A 20,162-nucleotide genomic window follows, 5' to 3' on the forward strand; every position below is an offset into this window, starting at 1 on the left:
GATCATCTGCCTGCGTCGGCATCCGATGGATACGATATGGAGCAATTACAAAAATCTGTTCGCCAGCCAGTCAGCCTATTATGCCTATAGCTATGACCTGATGGATATTGCCCGCTATTATGCGCGCTTCGACCGGTTGATGGCATTGTGGGACAGGCTGTTTCCCCGTCGGGTGCTACAACTCTCCTATGAAGCCTTGGTAGCCGATCAGGAGGGGCAGACCCGGTGCCTGCTCGATCATGCTGGGCTGGAATGGGATGCGGCTTGCCTGTCGTTCCACGAAAATGAGGCGGCGGTCGCCACGCCCAGCGCGGCGCAGGTGCGCCAGCCGCTCAATGCCGATGCGGTTGCGCGGTGGAAGCGGCATGAAACCGCGCTGGCTCCCGCGCGGGACTGGCTGGCGGGGAAGGGAATATCGGTCGATTAAAGGCGGCGGGCGATCGCGCCTGCGGCCCAGCCCATGCCGACTGCCAGCGCGATCGCAACCAGGCCGTAGAGGAAGGACCAGTTTTCCGCGGCGCTCGCCATGAACTGTTCGAACCCCGATTTGCGCACCGTGATGTCGCGCACGGCAGCGGCGACGACCCGGCCATCCTGCACCAGGAAGGTTTCGGCGGTATAATCGCCGACGATCACCCGCGCCGACAAGGGCAGGCGGGCGCGATACAGCACGCCGTCGCTGATTTCGACTGCGCCGGGGCGTTCGACGAACAGGCCGGCACGGTCGCGCAAATCGACCAATCCTGCCTGGAACCGGTCCATCTCGGCACTGTCGTTGAGCGAGGAGGGCGAGAGTTGCAGCTTGTCGACGCCCAGTTCGTAGATCGCCGCCGTGCGTTCATCGACGATCTGGTCGATCGGGCGAGAGGACGCCATGGCGTAGAAAGTGGGGGCGGATTCGAAGCGGGCGCTATCGGCATTGACCCACATGCCCGCGATTTGCTGCTTTTCGCGCATCAGGATGGACTGGTCCGGTCCTTTGAGCACGACGACGATATCGGCGGGCTTTTCCGGGCGGACGCCGCCGGGATAGACGATCGCGCCGAACAGCAGCAGGTTTGCGCCGGTGAAACTATATTGGATGATGACTTCGCGCTGGGAGACGTCAGGCACCAGTTGCGGTTCGTCCGCGCCGCTTAGCATCAGCGCAGCGGGCAGCAGCAGGGCTAAGGCGCGGTTGCGCATCAGCGCACCTCGATCGTGAAAATCTCGTCCGGGCGCCACACCAGCCCCAGCGTCATGCGGGCCGCGACCAGCAGCACGATCGCGGCGAGCAAGACACGCAGATATTCCGGCCGCATCGTCATCGACAACCGGGTGCCGACCTGCGCGCCGGTCACGCTGCCGATCAGGAGCAACATAGCCAGCACCAGATCGACGGCCTTGGTGGTCATGGCGTGCATCATCGTGGTGGCCATGGTGACGAACAAAATCTGGAACAGCGACGTGCCGACGACCGACTGGGTGGTCATGCCGAGTAGATAGAGCATCGCAGGCACCAGGATGAAGCCACCGCCGACGCCCAGCAACATGGTCAATATGCCGGTCGCCATGCCTAGCAACAGCGGCGCAAGCGGCGAAATGTAGAGGCCCGACCCGTAGAAGCGCCAGCGCATCGGCAGCGCTGCCACCAGCGGATGATGCCGCCGTTTGCGCGCCGGGGCGCGCTTGCCGGTCTTGAGCGCGATCAGCGCCTGGATCGATTCCTTGGCCATCAACAGGCCGATACCACCCAGCATCAGGACGTAAAGGAGCCCGATCACCGTATCGATCTGCCCCAGATATTGCAGCAGGCGGAAGATCAGCACGCCAAGGCCCGCACCCACTACGCCGCCCGCGATCAGGACGCCACCCATGCGGAAATCGACGGTGCCGCGCGCAATATGAGTGACCACGCCGGACACCGAAGCACCGGTCACCTGCGAGGCGGCGGACGCGGCGGCGACGGTTGGGGGGATGCCGTAGAAAATCAGCAACGGCGTCGTCAGAAAACCACCGCCCACGCCGAACATGCCCGATAACAGGCCTACGACCCCGCCGAGGCCGATGATGACCAAGGCGTTGACCGACAAATTGGCGATGGGCAGGTAAAGATCCATGGCCTTTGAGGGGTAGAACTAAAGGACGGAGATATAAAGCCGTTGTGGCGCTCCGCCGTCAAAAATCCGCGCCGAGCGTGAGGGCAAGGCCCGACGCGGGTGCAGCGCTTCCGCCAATCCGTTCGCGCCATTCGATCGATAGCCGCGCGGCGACGGGTTGGAGCGGGAGCCGGACCTGTATCTCCGGGCCGATGTCGAGCCGCTCCACGCCGGGCTGCGCCCCACCCGATATAGCCGCGCCGACCCGCAGGGCCGTGTTTTGGACGGGAGCGAGCAGCGACAATTTGCCGTCGATGAAGGCGTCGCGTTGGCGAAAGCCGACGATGCCGGTCTGGGCATAGGCTTGGGCCTCCATGCCCAGGGCGACCGGCGTTGGACCAAAGCCGCCGACGGCCATCACCGCCATCGCATTGCGGGCACCTACGCCAAGGGCGATCCGTCGTTCGACCGCGACGTTGACGGGCAGGGAGGTGAAGGGTTGAAGCGCAATGCCGATGGCCGCCTCCGGGGCGGCGGGACTGTCCAAGGCGCTGCTGGCGCGAGCATAGGCCGTGGCACGGTGACGAGCGGCAGGGTTAAGGACATAATCCAGCCGCGCGCCGACCTGCGAGCCGCCCAGACGCCCAGTCCTCGCAAGATCGGTTTGCGACATGCCACCGCCGCGCCAGAGCATCCAACTGCTGCCATGCCAGCGATCGGGCCGATTTGGAGGGTCGGGTGCGGGCATTGGTAGAGGCAAGGGAAAGGCGTAGGGGCCTTGGGCTGGACCATCCGACTTGGAGGTTATGGGTGATGCGCTACTGTGGGGTGTCGGATCAAGGGCAACATAGACCACATTCCTTGGGAACCGCATGCTGGTATCCCTGAAAGCGGCTGGTTTGATGGCGACGGTGCGCGGTATGACGGCCGTTCTTGTCGGCGGCTTCGCGCTGAATTGTCGGCGCACGATCGCCGCTGTAGCAGGAAGGCCGCGAACCAGCGGGAATGGGTTGAGCGGTGACGACCCGGACTGGACGGCAATGCGTATAGCGACCCAAGCGATCATCAGCAGCGCCAGGAAGCGCAGAGGTTGACCGCTTTTGGCGCGGGTCACGGATCAGCCGTCAGATTGGGGAAATGATGGTGCGTCTTGTCCCAGGATAGCGGCTTGCCGAGCAGTGATCGGGCATAGAGCGAGATGGCGCGCTGGGTCGCCATGATCGCAATGAGGTTGGCGAGAAAGGTGCGCGGGATCGCGCCCAATCCATAGCGCCAGCCATAGGCATGGCCGACGAACATAGCGCGCATCAGGGCCCGCCACATCATCAGGACGAAGTTGAGCCGGAGGAGTGCATCAACGGCGGGCGAGGGTGGGCGATGATAGGCTGGCTGGAACTGGGCCACGATCCACAATAGCGGCCATAGCAAGAAGGCGGTATAGGCCGCGCACAGTATCAGGGCCGCGACCGCCGCCCGCCGATCCCGCAGACGCATCCATAGTTCCGCGGTGCCGCCACGCCAGCCCATGCGGTCCCACCCCGCCAGTGAAATGCCGACGATCCAGCGCGCCTTCTGCTTGATCGCCGCCTCCATCGTGTCGGGGAAATATTCGCGGGTCGCGACCAGATTGCCGTTCGCATCGCGAATACGCACGAAGACGCCATGGCCGCCGCCGTCGCGTATGCGTAATCCTGCTTCATAATCTTCCGTTAAAGACGAAGGGTCGAACGGCCCATGTGCAGGATTGTCGGCCAAAGCAGCCAGCGCATCGCGTTCGAAGGCGCAGGCGACCCCCGCCGACGGGACTGACGCGCCCAGCGCTTCGCGCACGGTCAGATATTTCCCATGGCTCTCGGCAAATTCATCGCAATAATGATTGGTTATTGCTCATTACGATTTTGCCTTGCATTTCAGTTGTTTATTTCGGCAGTTTTCCATTAGCCGCGCGGTTTTCCCGTTCTTGTTCTGTCTCTGTCCATTTGCCAATCGCCCGCGCGGCTAGTTTTGGCTGGCTCCGCGCCTTGCCGTAATGTTCTAACATCGACAGGGATTTGTGCCCGGTGATCGCGGCAACCTCCGCCGCCGTGCATCCTGCCTCGAACAACTCGTTCGTTGCATTCTTCCGCAGTCCGTGAGGCGTGAAGTTGCCACCCCTCTCGCGAGTGAAGGCTTGGCACCATTTCAAGAAAACCTTGGACGTGAGCGCAGCGCCCTGCCTGTTGGATAGAATAAATAGGTGGCGATCGGAACGCTTCGCCGTCGCCAGCGCAGCCACAAGGTCGGGGTGCATCGCGATCTCTACAGGCGTGCCGGTTTTCTGCTGGCGCACCCGAATATAGCCGCCCTGAATGGCATTCCATGTCATCGCACAAACGTCGCCGGGGCGCTGGCCGGTGTAGAGCGCAAGATGGACCGCTAAGCGAAACAACGAGTCATCGCTTCCTTTTGCCGCGTTCAAGATATGCTCTGGCCAGGGCTGGCGCTCAGTCCGATTGCCGTATGCGTCGATGCCCGCTGTCCAGTCCACAAGGCCACGTTTCCGCTTGGCCGCAAACTTGTAGAGGACGCGCAGGATCGTCAACATCATGTCAGCAGCGCCCGGTGTGTCGGCGTTCGCATCCATGACGCGCTCTTGAATGTCCTCCGGGGTCATTTCAAACAATGGCGCGTCAGAATAAGCGACTAGCAATCGGTCCAGATAGCGGTCGTAGGAAAGCCGGGTATTCTCCGCCAGACGCTTGTAGGCGTCCGACTGGCGATAGCGGGCTACCATTGCCCCGAACGCGCCTTCGCGCTTGTTCTCCGTGATGCGGGCTGCGGTGCGCTGGTAGTGGGCCAACTTGCGCATGAAGCCGTCTGCATCCTCATAGGGGGAGGGAAGGCGCACCCATGGCGCACCCGGCTCTACCCGCGTCCAATACCAATAGCGTTTGCCCTTGGCTGTTTTTACGCGAACACCCGGCCACATTGACTTAGACACGGTTGGGTGCCCTTTCCTGCCATTTGCGCTTTGCCTGCGCGCCAGCCTTGATCGCCTCAATGCTGGCGTCCAGGTCCACGATGTCCCAAGCGGGTGCGCCGCTATGAAAGAAGGGCGGCGGCATATCGCCACATTGCACAGCCGCCAGAAAATCGCGCTCTGAGCGATAGCCAGCATAGTCCGCCGCGCCTTGTGCGCGTTGGACTCTCTGCCATCGGGGTTGACCGCGTGATGCCATCAGCCAGCCGCCACCGTCATCAACTCGGTGCCTTCGCGCCGCCCAAGCTCTTTCACGTCGATGATGTTGTGCGCCCGGCCGGAATAGGAAACCCGGTCCAGCACCGTCACGCCGTCGAGCCAGCGCAGCCGGAATAGCACCCGCTGTTCGGCCTGCACCGCTGCCGCCGCGAAGAACTCGCGCCCGCCCTGCTGCACCACCTGAGCGGGCACGGTCGCCCAATCCGCCCAAGTTTCGACAGAGCCATAGCCGTCATCAACCAGCGTCACGCGCTGGATTGTCACTGTGCGGTCGAGTGGCCCCGCCTTCATAGGTCCAGCACCCGCAAAGGCTGGATCAACATGCGCTCGCCCTTCGCCTCCGGCACCATTTCGCGGCTGTCGAAGTAGGCCGCCACGCGGGCCAGCACGGCCAGCCGCAGTCTTGCCGGGGCTTCGCCCTCGCCATCCCAAGCGTCAGCATATTCCGCGACGGCATCGGTTGCGGCTGCGATCAGGGTTTCAAAGATCACGTCCTCGTCCGTGCTAAGGACGCGGCAAAAGGCTTTCGCTTCTTCCATGGTGACAATATTAGCCATTATCCGGTTCTCCCTGATTTACAGGGGCCGGTTCGCCCTCGCTGGCCTTTCGGCGATTCCAGCCTTCAATTTGGCGCACTTCGTCGGGGTCGAGAACGCCAGCGTCCAGCGCGATCTTGTGTGCTGCCCAGCGGGTTTCAGGATCGCCGCGAAGGAAGCCGGACAGATCCAACTCCAACTCATAAGGGCTGTTCGTCGGAAAGACTGAGCGGGCAAATTCCGCCTCGATCTTGCGCGCCCACGGTGCCAGGCAGAATGTCGCAAACCAGCGGCCCGCCGTCTCGCTGTTCGTGAAGGTGTTGTGCGAATAGTCCTGCACGATCGGCGGCGGCACCTGAAACAGCCGACAGATTTCTTCCACGCCGAATTTCCGGGTTTCCAGCAGCTCGGCATCCTCTGGCGAGATTTGCGCCGCCTTCCATGTCAGCCCGCCGTCCAGAATCAGCGTGCTGCCTGCGTTCGCTGCGCCTTGATGGCGAGAGGCAAAGGCCGTGCGTAGATCGGTGCGCTGCACTGGCGTCAAAGCCGCCGCGCTTTCGATCACGCCGCTAGGGGTTGCCGCATTGCCCAGGAAGGCGTTGGCATGGCTGTTCGCCGCCTGCACGCCCGCGACCGTCTCAGCCGCCCTTGAAAGGCGCGAGCGTCCGATAAGGCCGTCATCGGTGCGGTCGCGCAGGTGCAGCACTTCGCCCTCCAGCAAGCGCCGGGTGCGGCCCCTGCCATCGCCCACGTCATAGGCCAGGCGTCCGCTAGACAACTCCGCCACCGTCACCATGCCCCAAGGGATATAGCGAAAGCCCGCAAGCTGCCCGTTGCCGCCGCACACGATCTCGCTCAGGCCGTTGCCAGTGAGCAGGGCCGATGCAATCCAGTGTTCCAGCCAGTCGGGCCAGATCATGCCGGGATTGACGCCGCCGCGCACGATCTTGCGAAGGGGATGCGTAAGCGCCTCGACCCGGTTGCCGTCTGCATCGACGCGGTAAACCAGCGCAGGGACATAGGCGAGCGCCGTAGCGATGGCATTGGTGCAGGCCAGCACCGTGCTAAGATTTTCAGCGCAGCGCGCCGACACGCCAGCCATATAGCCGACGCCGGGGGCAAGAGCCGCCCATGACGGGTCCGCCGCGTCATTGCGACGTTCAAAGCCGAAGCGGGAAAGGATGCGATCAGCCAATGGCACGGGACACCTCCGCCAATATGAGGGCGCGGCGGCGGCGGTCGTGCATCGTGATACCGGCACGGCTCCGCAAAGCGATCTCAGTGTCGGGATAGGCAGGCCAGGACGAAACCACGCTGATCTCTCTTAGGTCGATCGTCCGCAGCGTCCGCTTTTCGCCGTGCCAGTCGTCGCCACCGCGCGGCACCTTGAAGCCGAAGGACATGCCGCCCAAGTCGTCGCGCTGCGCCAGCGCCAGCACGTCGCGCCCTGCCGCCGTGTCGGGCAGGTCGAGCGAAAAGGCCAACCCCCGGCTATCCTCAGTCAGCCGCAGGGTGCCGGAACGGGTGCGCCCCAGCACTTGCCCCTCGTTATGGTCGAGCAGCGCCAGCACGTCGCCAGCCAACGCCGAACGGAAAGCGCCAGGCGCGATCGTCTCCACGAAAGAGCCGATACGCGCCTCGCTGCCGAACAGGGCGGCATAGCCTTCCAGCCGACGCCCAGCGGCGCGCAGCTCTGTCACCGCGCGCCGTTCAAGGGGTGCCGCCCCGCCCATATTATGCGCCCACCGTGATGCCGGTCGCGGCGATGAAGGACGCGGGGCGACGGATGCCGAAGTCAACCGTGGCCATGGCGCGAATGAGCAGGTTGCCCTTGCTATAAGCGCCCTCCGCATAGGGGTTCACCAGAATGTCGAGTTGGCTCCAGACGCCGACAAGGAAGTCCCGCCAATCGCCATAGATCAGTGTGTGTTCGTCGTCGGCCACGCCAAGGTTGGACGGTGCCTGATTGCTGAACTGCACCGGCTCGCCATGGAAGGTGACGCCTACCGCGATCGGGTTGCCGTCTGCATCGCGGGTTTTCATCGCGTCCGACTTCACGCCGTTGGTGGCAAGGAAGCCGCGTGCAGTCGATACGTTGGCCAGGTCCGCAGCGCCGATCATGTTCGCGGTCGTCGTGAACAAGTCGGTATCGAACGCCAGCGTCGGCACGCCGGGGTCATTGAGGATGCCGCGCGGTTCTGCGCCGGTCCCGCTGCCATTGATTGCGGCCCGGTCGATTTCCAGGGCGATGTTGCGGGCCAGCATGTTGCGCAGGAGCTGTTCCACGTTCGGGCTGGCCTGCATGACCATGTTGCGGCTGATCTCGCTGATAGCGCCGACATGGTGCGGGGAGAGGGTCAGGCTATCGAACGTCGCGTTGCCGGTGCCCAGCGCGGAATTTTCCGCGACCCAGCCAACGGCAGGCGATCCGGTTTCGCGGGGAATTTCGACATTGCCGGTCAGGCCGGTCAGGACGGTTGCGCCCAGCGTCGTGATGACCGCGGAAGCGGTCAGGGCGTTGACGAACAGGTCAGGCCGGAAGTCGGTCGGCAGGATCGCACCGCTGTTGCTGGTCGTCTGCACGGCGCGCGTCTCGAAAATCTCGGTCGGGACATAGAAGCCCTGCGCCGGTTTGCCCGCACGCTTGGCAAGCTCTGCCTGCAATTCGATTTCGCGGCCAGCGTCCACGCCAAGGCCCGCCTTGTGGGCGATGATCCGGGTGAGCGAGAAGTTGCGCAACTCGCGGTCCAGATGTTCGTCGGTCGTGCCCGTGAGGGGTTTGCCCGGTTCGGCGCGGTCGGCTGCGTCGATCTTGCGCTGGCGTTCCAGTTTGCTTTCGAGCGCGCGCAATTCGTTCTCCGCAGCCTCAAAGCCGCTATTGTCGTCCGCCGTGTGGGCAGCGTTCATGCGAGCGACGATCGCCGCCCGCTGTTCGATCAAGTCACTCGTTTTCATGGCATTATACTTTCATGCTGGCGGGAGGCCGAAGCCTCCCGCACGGTGATTGCCTTCTGTCTCGCGACGATGGCATCGTGAGCGGGCAACGCCCGCAAGCTCGATTGTTCGCGTGCCCGTTCTCTACCTGTTCTCTGTGCGTGTAGGACAGCGAAATTAAACGTCCCCATGCGCTGCAGCGCTTCCGCAACGGCAGACGCGCCAGCGGACACCGTGGGGAGCGGCGATCTCTTCATTCCTGTGTCTCGATTTCGAAGCGGGTAATTGGTCCGCCAGCTCTTTCGACAATCTGAGCTGCCACCTGGTGACAATCGACAACGGCGAAAACAGCCTGTTTTTGCTCGATCATAAACTCGGCTAGCTGATCCAGGCTAGCGACACGGCAAACCTGCATTTCGTCTTTGCCAAAGCTGGCGAGATAACGGCCAAAGGTATGCGATGGGTGGGATGTCCGGGGTGCAAAAGTGGCTAGGATGCGCTCCTTTTCTGCGTCAGAGATTTGATCTCCGGCGAACTCATGCGCGGTATTGAATTGAGCAAACGCTGCATAGGTTGGCATCATCGCCATCGACGCGACGGTGCCCGTCTTTGAAACGTCCATCCCCGCTTCGGAAAAGAGCTTCATGACGCTAAGTCGAACCAAGTCGTCCAACTCCCACCGAGTCCATTTGCCGTCCTCCTTGGAAGCGATAATTTTGCGCCGCCGCCAATCCCGCTGCAAAGCAGTTGAGACGCCAGTGATCCGCTCAGCCTCGATCGGCGTAAACTCGCGATCAATCCGGTGACAGGTCCAGCTCATGACGTTCTCCACTGCATTCGTGAGAACTACCACGCTTTTTATAACCGTGTCAACCACCACGCTTTAAGAATGTTGCCCCCGCTCTAATGCGGGGGCAGGGGTCAATGCGCCAGCACCTCGCCGCCGGGGTCGCTAAGCATACAGCCCGGCCCGCTGGCCCCGTAGGTGAAGCGCACATAGTCGAAGGCGGTATTCACGCCATCCTCGTCGCACTGGCCTTCGGGGTCATCCTGTTCTGCCGCGTCGTCGTCCTCATCGTCCTCTTGCCCGGCAAGAATATTCGGCCCGCGCTTTTGGCTTCCGCGCATGGTGTGCCATTCGACATAGGCACCCGCGTCCTGATCGCTGATCGCGCATCCGGGGCCGCTTCCGGCATAGTCGTTTGCCATGGCAGACAACGCAAAGTCGTCCTCCAGATCGGTAGCATCTTCGCGGTCAATGTCGCCGTCCACCATGTCGAGCAGGTCAATGGCGACCGAAAGGAACGCCTCCAGCGTTTCGCGATCGTGGCGCGCATAGCGCAATAGGATGCGCTGCACGGCAGGCATGGGCGGTAGGGCGGCGGGGTGACGAATTACGGGTGCGCGCGACGGTGCGCCCGTGATAGGGGCGTGGGTAGCCATGGTCGTTCCTCCAGAACGGTTGCGGTTAGAGCCGGGCGGTCGTTGGTAGCTTCCGCTTGGCTCGTTTTCGTGTTAACGCTAATGTCATGGCCAAGTCAATTCGAGTTTACACGAAAACGCAACGGGCAGATGCGCCGGGCACTATGGTCGGCGTTCGCCTCCAGCCTGACCAACTTGCTGCGCTTGACGCTTGGATTGCCCAACGGGAGACACAGTTGTCGCGTCCAGAGGCAATCCGCGTTATACTCCGGGAGAAACTTTTATGACTATAGTGACAGTATTTCTTGGATCATCCTTTGATGGCGGGACCGAATGGGATGACTTAGATTTTCCAGCGGTTCCGCGCGTAGGTGAACATATCAGGCAAAATGGCCGCAGCGATGCAATAACCAAGGTCGAGTATTATGTTGCCCCGGACAACAAGGTATCGGTCCGTGTCCTTATTCCAGGCCATACCAAGCCGCATAGCACCTCAGCCCTCATCAGCTAAACCCACATAGGGCCGCTGCCCCGATACACCTGCGGCCCTTCGTCCCTGTCCGCCAGCCCGCACGCCATGATGGCGGTCACGATTCCGTCGATCCTATCCAGGCTCTTGGATTTCGTCGGCTTGCGATTTCCAGCCGGGTCCGTCTCCACGATGACATTCCCCGCCTGCCAGCGCATCAGCGGGTTGCCATTGTGCTGCATCCGGCCCGCCAGCACGGCGCGCTCGAACGCATCGACAGCCGGGGCATAGCTTTTGAAGCCCGGCACGAACTCGACCATGGGCAGGTCTATCCCTTCGTCGGATAGCAGCTTGCCCAAGTCCTCAAAGCGCCAGCGATCGAAGGCAATGCCCTTCACGTCATAGGCTTGCCGCACGTCCGCCAGCCGCCGCGCGATCGCCACCCGATCGGTCGCCCGGCCTACGGTGCGCTCCATGAAACCATCATCGGCCCAGCGGTCATAGGGCACCCGGTCGCGCTCCACCCGTTCGCCTATCGTGTCATGCGGCACCCAATGCCAGGTGAGCAGCTTGCCATGATCAGGGAACCATAGCGAGAAGGCGCACAGATCGCGCGTGCTGGATAGGTCGAGTCCGCCATAGCAGGCCTGCCCCTCCAACTCGATCGGGTCGAACGGTTCGCCATTGGCATCCCAATCCGCCTGTTCGATGAAACGGCCCTCTGCGGCAATTCTTTGGTTGAGGTTGAGCAGCCGGAACGATGGCGCGAAGGATGGCGAGCGCATCGCCCGCGCCGCTGCGTCCGCAAATTGTTCTTCGTTGAGGAAAGCGCCCAGCGCCGGGTTCGCCGCCATCCACGCCGCACGATCGTCCAGCGCGCAATCATCCGGGGCACTGTGAAGCTGCACATAGGTCGTCGGGTTCGGCTCCGCGTCCAGCATCTCCGAAAAGAAATGCAGATCGTCCGCTGCCTGCGTGCTGATCGTCACGCCCAACGCCGATGCCCGCTTGCCCATGCCGGTCGCCAGATTGTCCCAAAGCTCGCGGGAGCGCCATTGGGCCACCTCGTCGGCAATCCAGAATGACGGGGCCAGGCCATGCGCCTTGCGGGCGTCGGACGTAAGCGCGCGCCAGATGGATTGCGATTCCTCGTCAATGATCTCCTTGTGCCAATCCTTGATATTCACCCGCGCCGCCATCCATGGCACCGCCTCGATATAGGCCCGGCACATGCGGAAAAGGACGCTGGCCTGTTCGCGGTCCAGCGCGGCGGCATAGCACTCGCCATAGGGTTCCTGCATCGGCCCTAGCAGGTGCGCCAGCGACAGGCCCGCAAGGATCGCGGATTTGCCGTTGCCGCGCGCCACGCTCAGCGCCGCCAGCCGCACCCGGCGCTTGCCCAGGTCGTCAACGTCGCCATAGATGCCGCGCACGAACTGTTCCTGAAAGTCGAGCAACTCCATCGTTTCGCCCGCCATCAAGCCCGACACGATCGGCAGGGTTCGTAGGAACGCCAGCACCTGTTCGGCCTGCGGCATCCCGTCCTGTTCCCAAGGATGCGACACGATGGCGGGTGCCGCCGCAGCCGCCGCTTTGAGCCTGCCCGCACCGGGGCCGCGCTTACCCATTTCGGTTGTCCTTTGAAACTAATTGAGTCTGTGTGTTGGGCGTCGGTCCCTTGGCATCAGCCCTGAGCGATTTTCCACGCCAAGGATGATCGGGGTCGAGCGGCCACCCGTTCACATCGCAGCCCTTGCGTGGTCGGTTGCTCTTGATCGCGCCTGCCTCAGTGCCCCGCGCCGTCTTTGCGCCGTGGCAGGGGCCGCAGTAAGAGGCCAAGCCATCATGTCCAGGGAAGGCAGGTCCGCCGTCGCTGATAGGCACACGATGATCCACGGTGTTGGCACGGGTGAGCCTGCCCATAGCCTCGCACCCCTCACAGGTCGGGAAGCGCGACAGGTGTGCCAGCCGCAGGTCGCGCCATGTCGTCGTGTTGTAGGGCCATGCTGCCATCACTGTTTCTCCAATTGTCGGGCAAGGCGCTGCAATGCGCGCTCGATCTCGTGCCGGTTCTCAAAGTAGCGTTCGGGGTTGCGCCAGTCGGGGGAGAGCCTGCCGATTTCCCGCGCAAGCTGGCGTGCCGTGAAAGCGGGTGCGGTCATTGGTCCGCCCCTTCGTCCGTGCCCCAGTCGATTTCTTCATCATCATGGTCTGGCGCGGCGGACCCATGGGCCGCGCCGGATATATTTATATATGGGGTGTGTGCTTTCGGGGGTCGTCGGGAGGTCATCGGCACGTCATCGGACGGTGCCATCGGCACGTCATCGGAGAGGTCATCGGAAGTCCGGCGAAGCCCGATAATGTCCTTTCCTTCGCCACGATAACGCCCGACCACGCCACGCTCGATCGCCGCAATTCGATAGAGCCGGTCCATCGCACCCTCCAGACGAGCACGCCCGATGCCTTTGCTTTCCGCCATATCAGCGAACTCTTTTGGCGCATAAGTCCGGCTAGCCTTGCTTTCTGAAACGGCGCGTTCCTGCCTGTTGCGCGCGTCCAGGCACGCGAGGAAAATCGCGTTGTCGGCATTGGCTCTGGCGATTGCAGCGATCTCCCGTCCAGTGTCAGCGGGCAAGTCGCGTTCGCGCACAAGTGCGAAGTCGTGCCAACGGAAGCTGATTTCCTCCCCCGCGCGTGCATAGTTTGCCTTGCCCAAAGACATGCGCCGCACGTCTGCATCGGCATCGTCTGAACGCTCCAGTAGCACTTGCGAGCGAACAGCATTTAGCCAAGCCGTCGATCCCGAATAACTGTCTCCGCTCTTATTGCGGTGCGCGATCAGCAGGATCGTCACGCCCAAGTCGCCGCACAATTGATATAGCAGGTTGATAAAGGCCGTGACTTGGCCGCGATCATTTTCATTGCCCGCGAACAGGTGCGCCACGTTGTCGAGTGTCACCAGCTTTGCGCTGGTCTGTTCGATCGTTGCCCGCAACAGCGCATAGGCTGGTGCCGAGCGCAGCGTGCCATCATGGTCGAACGTCGCCAGCTCGTTATTCATTCGCCCGCGCAGACTGACGATGTGCAGCCGTCCGGCGAGATTGTGGACCGTCGTGCCAATCGCTTCCGCGATCTTGGCGAGCCGCCAATGATTTTCGCGGTTATCGTCCTCTGCCGTGATGTAGAGCGCGGGACCGGGTGCGACGTCCATTCCAAGGAATTGCCGTCCTGCCGCCGCGCACGCACTTATTTGCAGCGCCGCCGTGGACTTGTTCGTGCCGCCGTCGCCCGTGACGATCACCACGTCCTCGCGCGGGATGAAAGGGGCCATGACGAACGCCTTTGGCGTCGGGGCCGTGTTAGCCCAAAGCGACAGATCGGCCAGCTCGAACGTCTCGACAGGCTTGTTCATCGCAGCCTGCACCAGCGCACGCAGATCGTCCGCCGTGCCTGTCCAGTCGATAATATCGCCCTTGGGCGGGAGGCCGGGCAGGTCCAGCACTATCGGCCTCCCGCCAGCCGCCACTATGTCCCGCCGTGCCCGTTCCGCGAAGTCGCGGCCAGGTTCGTCATTGTCGGGCAGGATGATGACCGTGCGGCCCGCCAGCGCGTCGGTATAGCCCTTGCGCCATCCCTTCGCGCCGAACGCTACCGCCGTTGCCGTGAAGCCCCACGACGCCAGCTTGTCGGCTTTACGCTCGCCCTCGACAAGATAGACAGGCTTCGCGGGATCGGCTGCAATGTCGGGCAGGCGGTATAGCACCCGGTCCATATCGCCCAGGCCATTTGCCCAGCCGCGCCCCTGCACCCGCTCAGCAACGAAACGCTTGCGCTCGCCAGCCTTTTCTTTGCGCACGGTGCGATAGAGGATCGTGCCGTCTGCATCGGCATAGTCATAGGTGCCGGTGACGCGCCAGCTATCGCCCTGCGGCTCGAATCGGGGAAGCACGCCCTTGGCGCGCAACTCGTCCTTGATGGCCAGCGGGTCGCCGCCGTTCTGCGAATGGATAAGCACGCCGTCCGGTGCGCCGGGAACGATACTTGCCCAGCTTCCCCGGTCCTTCGCGCTATGGCCGGGCGTCGGGAATATGGCGCGGTTGCCGGTGACTTCGCCACCCATGGCCGCAGCGATCTTGCCCAGCTCGCTCATTGCGAAGCCCTCCCATGGCTGGTAGGGTTGCGCTCGCCATTTGCCCCGTAGCTCTTGGTTCCCGCCCTCGTATCGGTTGCCGCCGATGCGGGGGCATTTTTATGCCTGGGGGGATCGGATTGGTTTTCCCTTAAGCCGCAAGCTTTTGATATGAATAGGGCCGGTTTTCCCCGCCCATCGCTCTGAAACGCCGCAACTGCTGGGTTTCGCCATTTTGATTGGCGATGGCACGAGAGAACCAGGAACCCTCGCCGGACAAGGGCAGGACGGGCAACTGGACCAGCTGAAACCGATCGATCATGAAATCGAACAGGCGAATTTCGTCGGGGTGGACGACATCTTCTGCGTCATGGAGAACGACCGCCTTATAGCGGCGTCCTAACTGCGCTTCGTCGGCCAGCATCGCGCGCCACAGCACGTTGAGGCAGTCCGCCTTTGTGCTGGGGCCGGGCAGCGGATTGACGCCGACCACCACGCGCGGGTCGCCCTCGGCCACAGCGGCGATGGCGTCGATCGTATCGGGATCATTGGGATAGGTGCCGACGAAGATGCGATAGTCGGCATCGCCCCAGCAACCGAGCGCATGGGTCAGCATCGGACCGATCACCTCGACTTCCTTCCACGCCGGGATGAAGATGGCGATCCTGCCCGGACTTGCCGAAGCAGGCAGTGTAGCCGTCGTCATGCGGGGATAGCGGGCGTAGATGACAAGATCGCGCCACATCCGGCGTGACAGGAACAAGATGTCGATGAGCAAGTCGTCAATCCCGCCTATGGCGAGGCCGACGACGGCGAATAGCAGGATTTCATGATGCAGGGTCGCAAGGAAAGCGACCGCCATGTCCCCCAATTTCCCGCCCTTCCCCTGCAAGCGTGATGCAGGATGCCATTGGCGCAGGGGGATGCCAACCCTTTTTACTGTGCGTATCCGGGACGTTATCCCTAACCATCATGGCTGCCTCGCGATCGCGCCTGTTTGGCCGATGGTTGAATGGGCCAGGTCGCCTGTCAATTGCGTCGAATGGCGTGTCGATACTCTACCGCTTACTTCGCGATGATCGCCGACCGTGATATAAGCTGAGTCGCTGCTTCTGCCTATTCCTTGCCAGAGCAGCCAATCGACCAGTCTCATGCAAAGAGAGGACGGCGACATGACTAGGGAGACGGATATCAATTATTTGCTGCATCGGCAGCAAATGTCCCTGATCCGGGCGCAAAGCTGCCCGTCGCGTCAGGCACGTATCGCTTATGAAAATCTGGCGCGCGGTTATATCGACCAGGTGGATGCCTATCGACGGCGCAATGAAAGCATGACCGGCCGGGCGCATTGAGGCTTATCGTCGTTTGAGCAGCCGCTCGATCACGAGATGATAGTCTTCATCGTCCCGGCACTCCTGTTCCAGAACCGCCTTGATACGGTGAAGTTCGGTTTCGGTCAGATGTTCGATGCCGATGAAATCGTTGCGGGCGTTGTCGACAGCGCGGATCAGTTCGTCCAGCTTCGCCTGTATCGCTGACCCATCGCGATTTTGCGCATTCTGGATCAGGAATACCATCAGGAAGGTGATGATGGTGGTTCCGGTATTGATGACCAATTGCCACGTATCGGAATAGCCGAAAAGCGGGCCGGTCGTCAGCCAAATCAGGATTGTGGCACTGGCCAGGATGAAGGCCAGCGGCTGGCCGGTCCAGCCGGCGACGCGATGGGAAAGCCGGGTGAATATCCTGTCCATTTGCCTCTGCTCCCTTATGGCGCGCGATGACCATTGCGCCGGTCATCGCCTGTTGCCATCAGGGGCGGATGACCGCCATCCTCTTTCGCCCCTTGACCGTCGCGCTGTGCCTTCTGCTGCCCGCCTGCGCCAGCCTTTCGCCCGAATCACGGCTGCGCGCCGGATTGGTCGAAGCCGGTTTGGCGCCCAAGCTGGCGGGATGTATGGCCGAAAAGATGACTGACAGGCTCAGCCTCACACAGTTGCGCCGACTGCAATCGCTGGCGTCGGTCCGCAAGTCGCACATCGGGACGCTTGGCGTCGATCAATGGCTGCATAAGGTGCGCGCGCTCGGCGATGCGGAGATATTTTTGGTGACGAGCAAGGCGGCTGTGGGCTGCACTTTTTAACGCCGATTTCGCAATATTTTGGCCGAGGGCTTCGCAAAGGTTTTGCAATTTTGCAAAGTCGTTTTGCGAAATCACTCTGGCCATCAAAACAGGCCTGTGCTTTATCCGTCGCACCACGGTTCGACGGAAAAGGACGGCAAGCCCCATGAATATTCATGAATATCAAGCCAAGGAATTGCTCGCGAAATATGGCGCGCCGATCGCGGCTGGCTACCCCGCTTTCTCGGTCGAAGAGGCCGTCGAAGCCGCCAAGAAGCTGCCTGGGCCACTCTATGTCGTGAAGTCGCAGATCCATGCTGGTGGCCGTGGCAAGGGCAAGTTCAAGGAACTTAGCGCAGAAGCCAAGGGCGGCGTGCGCCTGGCCTTCAACCTGGACGAGGTCAAGGCCCACTCGACCGACATGCTGGGCAATACGCTGGTGACGATCCAGACCGGTGATGCCGGCAAGCAGGTCAACCGTCTTTACATCACCGACGGCGCGGACATCGACAAGGAATTCTACCTCGCCCTGCTGGTCGATCGTGGCAGCAGCGAAGTCGCGTTTGTCGTGTCGACCGAAGGCGGCATGGACATTGAGGAAGTCGCCCATTCGACGCCTGAAAAGATCCACAGCTTCTCGGTCGATCCCGCCACCGGCTTCATGCCGCATCACGGCCGTTCGATCGCCGCGGCGCTGGGCCTGACCGGTGACCTCGCCAAGCAGGCATCGAAGGTTGCTTCGTCGCTTTACGCCGCGTTCCTGGATACCGATGCCGAGCAGATCGAAGTCAATCCGCTGGCGCTGACCAAGCAGGGCAATTTGCTGGTACTCGACGCCAAGGTCGGCTTCGACGGCAACGCCATGTTCCGTCACAAGGATATCGCCGAACTGCGCGACCTGACCGAGGAAGATGCCGCCGAAGTCGAAGCCTCCAAATATGACCTCGCTTACATCAAGCTGGACGGCAATATCGGCTGCATGGTCAACGGCGCTGGCCTCGCCATGGCGACGATGGACATCATCAAGCTGAATGGCGAATTCCCGGCCAACTTCCTGGACGTTGGCGGCGGCGCCACGACCGAGAAGGTGACGGCGGCGTTCAAGATCATCCTGCAGGATCCGGCCGTGAAGGGCATCCTGGTCAACATCTTCGGCGGCATCATGAAGTGCGACATCATCGCCGATGGTATCGTTGCAGCGGCCAAGGAAGTGAACCTGTCGGTTCCGCTGGTGGTTCGCCTGGAAGGCACCAATGTCCAGCAGGGCAAGGATATTCTCGCGGCTTCGGGCCTGGCCATCGTCCCCGCGGACGACCTGGGCGATGCGGCACGCAAGATCGTGGCGGAAGTGAGGAAGGCAGCCTGAGGCCGCTTTCAACCTGAACTGACACCATTTGGGTGCGGGTAGTCCGGTAACGGGCTGCCCGCGCCCGTGTTGGCGTTTATAATGGAGGATGTTGAAATGAAGATCCTTGTGCCCGTGAAGCGGGTCATCGATTATAATGTGAAGCCGCGTGTGAAGGCTGACGGTACGGGCGTCGATCTGGCGAACGTCAAGATGAGCATGAACCCGTTTGACGAGATTGCGATCGAGGAAGCCATCCGCCTGAAGGAAAAGGGCGTGGCGACTGAGGTGATAGCGGTGTCGATCGGCGTCGCCAAGGCGCAGGAAACGCTGCGCACGTCGCTCGCCATGGGTGCCGACCGCGCGATCCTGATCCAGACCGACGAAGAGGTCGAACCACTGGCCGTCGCGAAACTGCTCGCCAAGGTGCAGGAAGAGGAAGGTGCTGGCCTGATCATCCTGGGCAAGCAGGCGATTGACGACGACAGCAATCAGACCGGCCAGATGCTGGCGGCGCTGCTGAACCTGCCGCAGGGCACGTTTGCGTCGAAGGTTGAGGTCGAAGGCGACAGCGTGTCGGTGACGCGCGAAGTCGATGGGGGGCTGGAGACGGTGAAGCTGTCGACGCCTGCGATCATCACCACCGACCTGCGCCTGAACGAGCCGCGCTATGCGTCGCTGCCCAACATCATGAAGGCCAAGTCCAAGCCGCTCGCGCAGAAGACGCCTGCCGATTATGGTGTGGATATCGGCGCACGGCTAGAGACGTTGAAGGTGGTCGAACCGCCCAAGCGGACCGCTGGCGTCAAGGTCGCCGATGTCGATGAACTGGTTGCCAAGCTCAAGGCCATGGGAGTTGCCGCATGAAGACGCTTGTATGGGTTGAACATGAGGGCGGCGCGGTCAAGGACGCGACGCTTTCGGCCATCACCGCCGCTGCCAAGCTCGGCGAAGTGCATCTGCTGGTCGCTGGCGAAGGCGTCGATGGCGTTGCCGCTGCCGCTGCGCAGATTGCGGGCGTGGGCAAGGTGCATGTCGCTGATGATGCCGCCTATGGCCATGCGCTTGCCGAGAATATCGCGCCGCTGGTTGTCGAACTGATGGGGCATCATGATGCCTTCATCGCGCCTGCCACCAGCAACGGCAAGAATATCGCGCCGCGCGTCGCGGCTCTGCTCGACGTGATGCAGATCAGCGATATCCTGTCGGTCGAGAGCGAAGACACGTTCACGCGGCCGATCTATGCGGGCAATGCGATCGCTACGGTCAAGAGCAAGGATGCCAAGAAGGTCATCACCGTTCGCGGTACGGCGTTCGAGAAGGCGGCTCGTGAGGGTGGTTCGGGCACGGTGGAAGCGGTGGCTTCGACCGGGGATAAGGGGTTGTCGTCCTTTGTCGGGGCGGAGATCGCCAAGCTGGAGCGGCCGGAGCTGACCAGCGCCAAGATCATCGTGTCGGGTGGCCGGGCGCTCAAGGACGGGCCGACGTTCGAGGAAGTCATCTATCCGCTGGCCGACAAGCTCGGCGCTGCGGTCGGTGCCAGCCGGGCCGCGGTCGATGCGGGCTATGTGCCGAACGACTATCAGGTCGGGCAGACCGGCAAGATCGTCGCGCCGGAAGTCTATGTGGCGGTCGGCATTTCCGGGGCGATCCAGCATTTGGCGGGGATGAAGGACAGCAAGACCATCATCGCCATCAACAAGGATGAGGATGCACCGATCTTCCAGGTGGCGGATATCGGCCTGGTGGGCGATCTGTTCAAGATCGTGCCGGAATTGACCGATAAGCTGTAAGCGCGACGCCATCGCATAGGAAAGGGCGCGGGATAAAGATGCCGCGTCCTTTTTACGTCTGTCGTCGGCTGCATTGTCGTAAAGAAGATGATCTGT

General features: G+C 62.1%; 24 protein-coding genes and 2 pseudogenes. 7 read left to right on the plus strand and 19 right to left on the minus strand.

All coding sequences use genetic code 11. The features are described 5' to 3' along the window. Positions 1 to 427, plus strand: a 427-nt coding sequence (locus IL54_RS11220) for a sulfotransferase family protein (RefSeq protein WP_162182245.1), incomplete at its 5' end; no start/stop codon positions are given. Here the strand turns inward: IL54_RS11220 and IL54_RS11225 are convergent. From IL54_RS11225 to IL54_RS11285, 13 genes and pseudogenes are all read right to left on the minus strand, one after another. After that, positions 424 to 1,185 carry a TIGR02186 family protein gene (locus tag IL54_RS11225; protein ID WP_037475662.1) on the minus strand — a complete coding sequence of 254 codons (762 nt, stop codon included), beginning with the start codon at positions 1,183 to 1,185 and terminating at the stop codon, positions 424 to 426. The genes IL54_RS11220 and IL54_RS11225 overlap by 4 nt on opposite strands. Then, positions 1,185 to 2,099: a sulfite exporter TauE/SafE family protein gene (locus tag IL54_RS11230; protein ID WP_037475664.1), complete on the minus strand. Its 915-nt coding sequence runs from the start codon at positions 2,097 to 2,099 to the stop codon at positions 1,185 to 1,187. Before IL54_RS11230 ends, IL54_RS11225 begins: the two co-directional genes overlap by 1 nt. Before the next feature lie 58 nt (positions 2,100 to 2,157). Further along, positions 2,158 to 2,751 (minus strand): hypothetical protein, encoded by a 594-nt coding sequence (locus IL54_RS25410; RefSeq protein ID WP_237748861.1) that lies wholly within the window; start codon positions 2,749 to 2,751, stop codon positions 2,158 to 2,160. Positions 2,752 to 3,188: 437 nt separating this feature from the next. Beyond that, positions 3,189 to 3,965: pseudogene (locus IL54_RS11240) on the minus strand (glycosyltransferase family 2 protein); the annotation flags it as partial. A 31-nt stretch (positions 3,966 to 3,996) separates the two neighbouring features. Further along, entirely contained in the window at positions 3,997 to 5,058 is a 1,062-nt protein-coding gene (locus IL54_RS22275) for a tyrosine-type recombinase/integrase (protein ID WP_162182221.1), read from the minus strand. Further along, entirely contained in the window at positions 5,051 to 5,182 is a 132-nt protein-coding gene (locus tag IL54_RS25710; protein ID WP_272945509.1) for a hypothetical protein, read from the minus strand. The genes IL54_RS22275 and IL54_RS25710 overlap by 8 nt, the downstream gene beginning before the upstream one ends. A gap of 113 nt (positions 5,183 to 5,295) precedes the next feature. Beyond that, on the minus strand, positions 5,296 to 5,607 hold the full coding sequence (locus IL54_RS11250; RefSeq protein WP_037475669.1) for a phage head closure protein: 312 nt from the start codon (positions 5,605 to 5,607) through the stop codon (positions 5,296 to 5,298). Further along, on the minus strand, positions 5,604 to 5,873 hold the full coding sequence (locus tag IL54_RS11255; RefSeq protein WP_081912891.1) for a head-tail connector protein: 270 nt from the start codon (positions 5,871 to 5,873) through the stop codon (positions 5,604 to 5,606). Before IL54_RS11255 ends, IL54_RS11250 begins: the two co-directional genes overlap by 4 nt. Continuing rightward, positions 5,866 to 7,053 carry a phage portal protein gene (locus IL54_RS11260; protein WP_037475674.1) on the minus strand — a complete coding sequence of 396 codons (1,188 nt, stop codon included), beginning with the start codon at positions 7,051 to 7,053 and terminating at the stop codon, positions 5,866 to 5,868. Before IL54_RS11260 ends, IL54_RS11255 begins: the two co-directional genes overlap by 8 nt. After that, positions 7,040 to 7,585: an HK97 family phage prohead protease gene (locus tag IL54_RS11265; protein ID WP_037475676.1), complete on the minus strand. Its 546-nt coding sequence runs from the start codon at positions 7,583 to 7,585 to the stop codon at positions 7,040 to 7,042. The genes IL54_RS11260 and IL54_RS11265 overlap by 14 nt, the downstream gene beginning before the upstream one ends. 1 nt (position 7,586) lies before the next feature. Continuing rightward, complete coding sequence (locus IL54_RS11270) at positions 7,587 to 8,807, minus strand: phage major capsid protein (RefSeq protein WP_037475679.1); 1,221 nt, start codon at positions 8,805 to 8,807, stop codon at positions 7,587 to 7,589. A gap of 232 nt (positions 8,808 to 9,039) precedes the next feature. Beyond that, positions 9,040 to 9,606: a hypothetical protein gene (locus IL54_RS11280; protein WP_156106192.1), complete on the minus strand. Its 567-nt coding sequence runs from the start codon at positions 9,604 to 9,606 to the stop codon at positions 9,040 to 9,042. 101 nt (positions 9,607 to 9,707) lie between these two features. Continuing rightward, positions 9,708 to 10,229 (minus strand): hypothetical protein, encoded by a 522-nt coding sequence (locus tag IL54_RS11285; protein WP_156106193.1) that lies wholly within the window; start codon positions 10,227 to 10,229, stop codon positions 9,708 to 9,710. 143 nt (positions 10,230 to 10,372) lie between these two features. Between IL54_RS11285 and IL54_RS25415 the strand changes: the two genes are divergently transcribed. After that, positions 10,373 to 10,495 carry a ribbon-helix-helix protein, CopG family gene (locus tag IL54_RS25415; protein ID WP_237748946.1) on the plus strand — a complete coding sequence of 41 codons (123 nt, stop codon included), beginning with the start codon at positions 10,373 to 10,375 and terminating at the stop codon, positions 10,493 to 10,495. Positions 10,496 to 10,715: 220 nt separating this feature from the next. Here the strand turns inward: IL54_RS25415 and IL54_RS11290 are convergent, their stop codons facing one another. From IL54_RS11290 to IL54_RS11305, 5 genes and pseudogenes are all read right to left on the minus strand, one after another. After that, positions 10,716 to 12,305 carry a terminase large subunit gene (locus IL54_RS11290; protein WP_037475689.1) on the minus strand — a complete coding sequence of 530 codons (1,590 nt, stop codon included), beginning with the start codon at positions 12,303 to 12,305 and terminating at the stop codon, positions 10,716 to 10,718. Continuing rightward, the gene (locus IL54_RS25910) at positions 12,298 to 12,690 is read right to left on the minus strand and encodes an HNH endonuclease (protein ID WP_076605503.1); all 393 of its coding nucleotides are present in this window, start codon (positions 12,688 to 12,690) and stop codon (positions 12,298 to 12,300) included. Before IL54_RS25910 ends, IL54_RS11290 begins: the two co-directional genes overlap by 8 nt. Then, positions 12,690 to 12,839 carry a hypothetical protein gene (locus tag IL54_RS24155; RefSeq protein ID WP_156106194.1) on the minus strand — a complete coding sequence of 50 codons (150 nt, stop codon included), beginning with the start codon at positions 12,837 to 12,839 and terminating at the stop codon, positions 12,690 to 12,692. The genes IL54_RS25910 and IL54_RS24155 overlap by 1 nt, the downstream gene beginning before the upstream one ends. Continuing rightward, positions 12,836 to 14,827, minus strand: coding sequence for an AAA family ATPase (locus tag IL54_RS11300; RefSeq protein ID WP_037475691.1), 1,992 nt, complete (start codon positions 14,825 to 14,827; stop codon positions 12,836 to 12,838). Before IL54_RS11300 ends, IL54_RS24155 begins: the two co-directional genes overlap by 4 nt. A gap of 217 nt (positions 14,828 to 15,044) precedes the next feature. After that, positions 15,045 to 15,668 (minus strand): annotated as a pseudogene (locus IL54_RS11305) (glycosyltransferase); the annotation flags it as partial. Between the two features lie 310 nt (positions 15,669 to 15,978). Here IL54_RS11305 and IL54_RS11310 point away from each other — a divergent pair. Beyond that, positions 15,979 to 16,158, plus strand: a complete 180-nt coding sequence (locus IL54_RS11310) for a hypothetical protein (RefSeq protein WP_037475694.1) — start codon at positions 15,979 to 15,981, stop codon at positions 16,156 to 16,158. 3 nt (positions 16,159 to 16,161) lie between these two features. On the opposite strand, the gene IL54_RS11315 is transcribed toward IL54_RS11310, so the two are convergent. Beyond that, positions 16,162 to 16,560 carry a low affinity iron permease family protein gene (locus tag IL54_RS11315; RefSeq protein ID WP_037475696.1) on the minus strand — a complete coding sequence of 133 codons (399 nt, stop codon included), beginning with the start codon at positions 16,558 to 16,560 and terminating at the stop codon, positions 16,162 to 16,164. Between the two features lie 68 nt (positions 16,561 to 16,628). On the opposite strand from IL54_RS11315, the gene IL54_RS11320 reads away from it, so the two are divergent. The 4 genes from IL54_RS11320 to IL54_RS11335 all read left to right on the plus strand — a co-directional run bounded on the left by IL54_RS11320 (position 16,629) and on the right by IL54_RS11335 (position 20,066). Next, positions 16,629 to 16,949: a hypothetical protein gene (locus tag IL54_RS11320; protein WP_037478442.1), complete on the plus strand. Its 321-nt coding sequence runs from the start codon at positions 16,629 to 16,631 to the stop codon at positions 16,947 to 16,949. A 145-nt stretch (positions 16,950 to 17,094) separates the two neighbouring features. Then, on the plus strand, positions 17,095 to 18,294 hold the full coding sequence (sucC, locus tag IL54_RS11325; RefSeq protein ID WP_037475698.1) for an ADP-forming succinate--CoA ligase subunit beta: 1,200 nt from the start codon (positions 17,095 to 17,097) through the stop codon (positions 18,292 to 18,294). A 96-nt stretch (positions 18,295 to 18,390) separates the two neighbouring features. Continuing rightward, positions 18,391 to 19,140 carry an electron transfer flavoprotein subunit beta/FixA family protein gene (locus tag IL54_RS11330; protein WP_037472865.1) on the plus strand — a complete coding sequence of 250 codons (750 nt, stop codon included), beginning with the start codon at positions 18,391 to 18,393 and terminating at the stop codon, positions 19,138 to 19,140. Further along, on the plus strand, positions 19,137 to 20,066 hold the full coding sequence (locus tag IL54_RS11335; RefSeq protein WP_037475700.1) for an electron transfer flavoprotein subunit alpha/FixB family protein: 930 nt from the start codon (positions 19,137 to 19,139) through the stop codon (positions 20,064 to 20,066). Before IL54_RS11330 ends, IL54_RS11335 begins: the two co-directional genes overlap by 4 nt. Positions 20,067 to 20,162 lie beyond the last annotated feature (96 nt).

Origin of the sequence: Sphingobium sp. ba1, assembly GCF_000743655.1 — a bacterium.
Classification (GTDB): Bacteria; Pseudomonadota; Alphaproteobacteria; order Sphingomonadales; family Sphingomonadaceae; genus Sphingobium.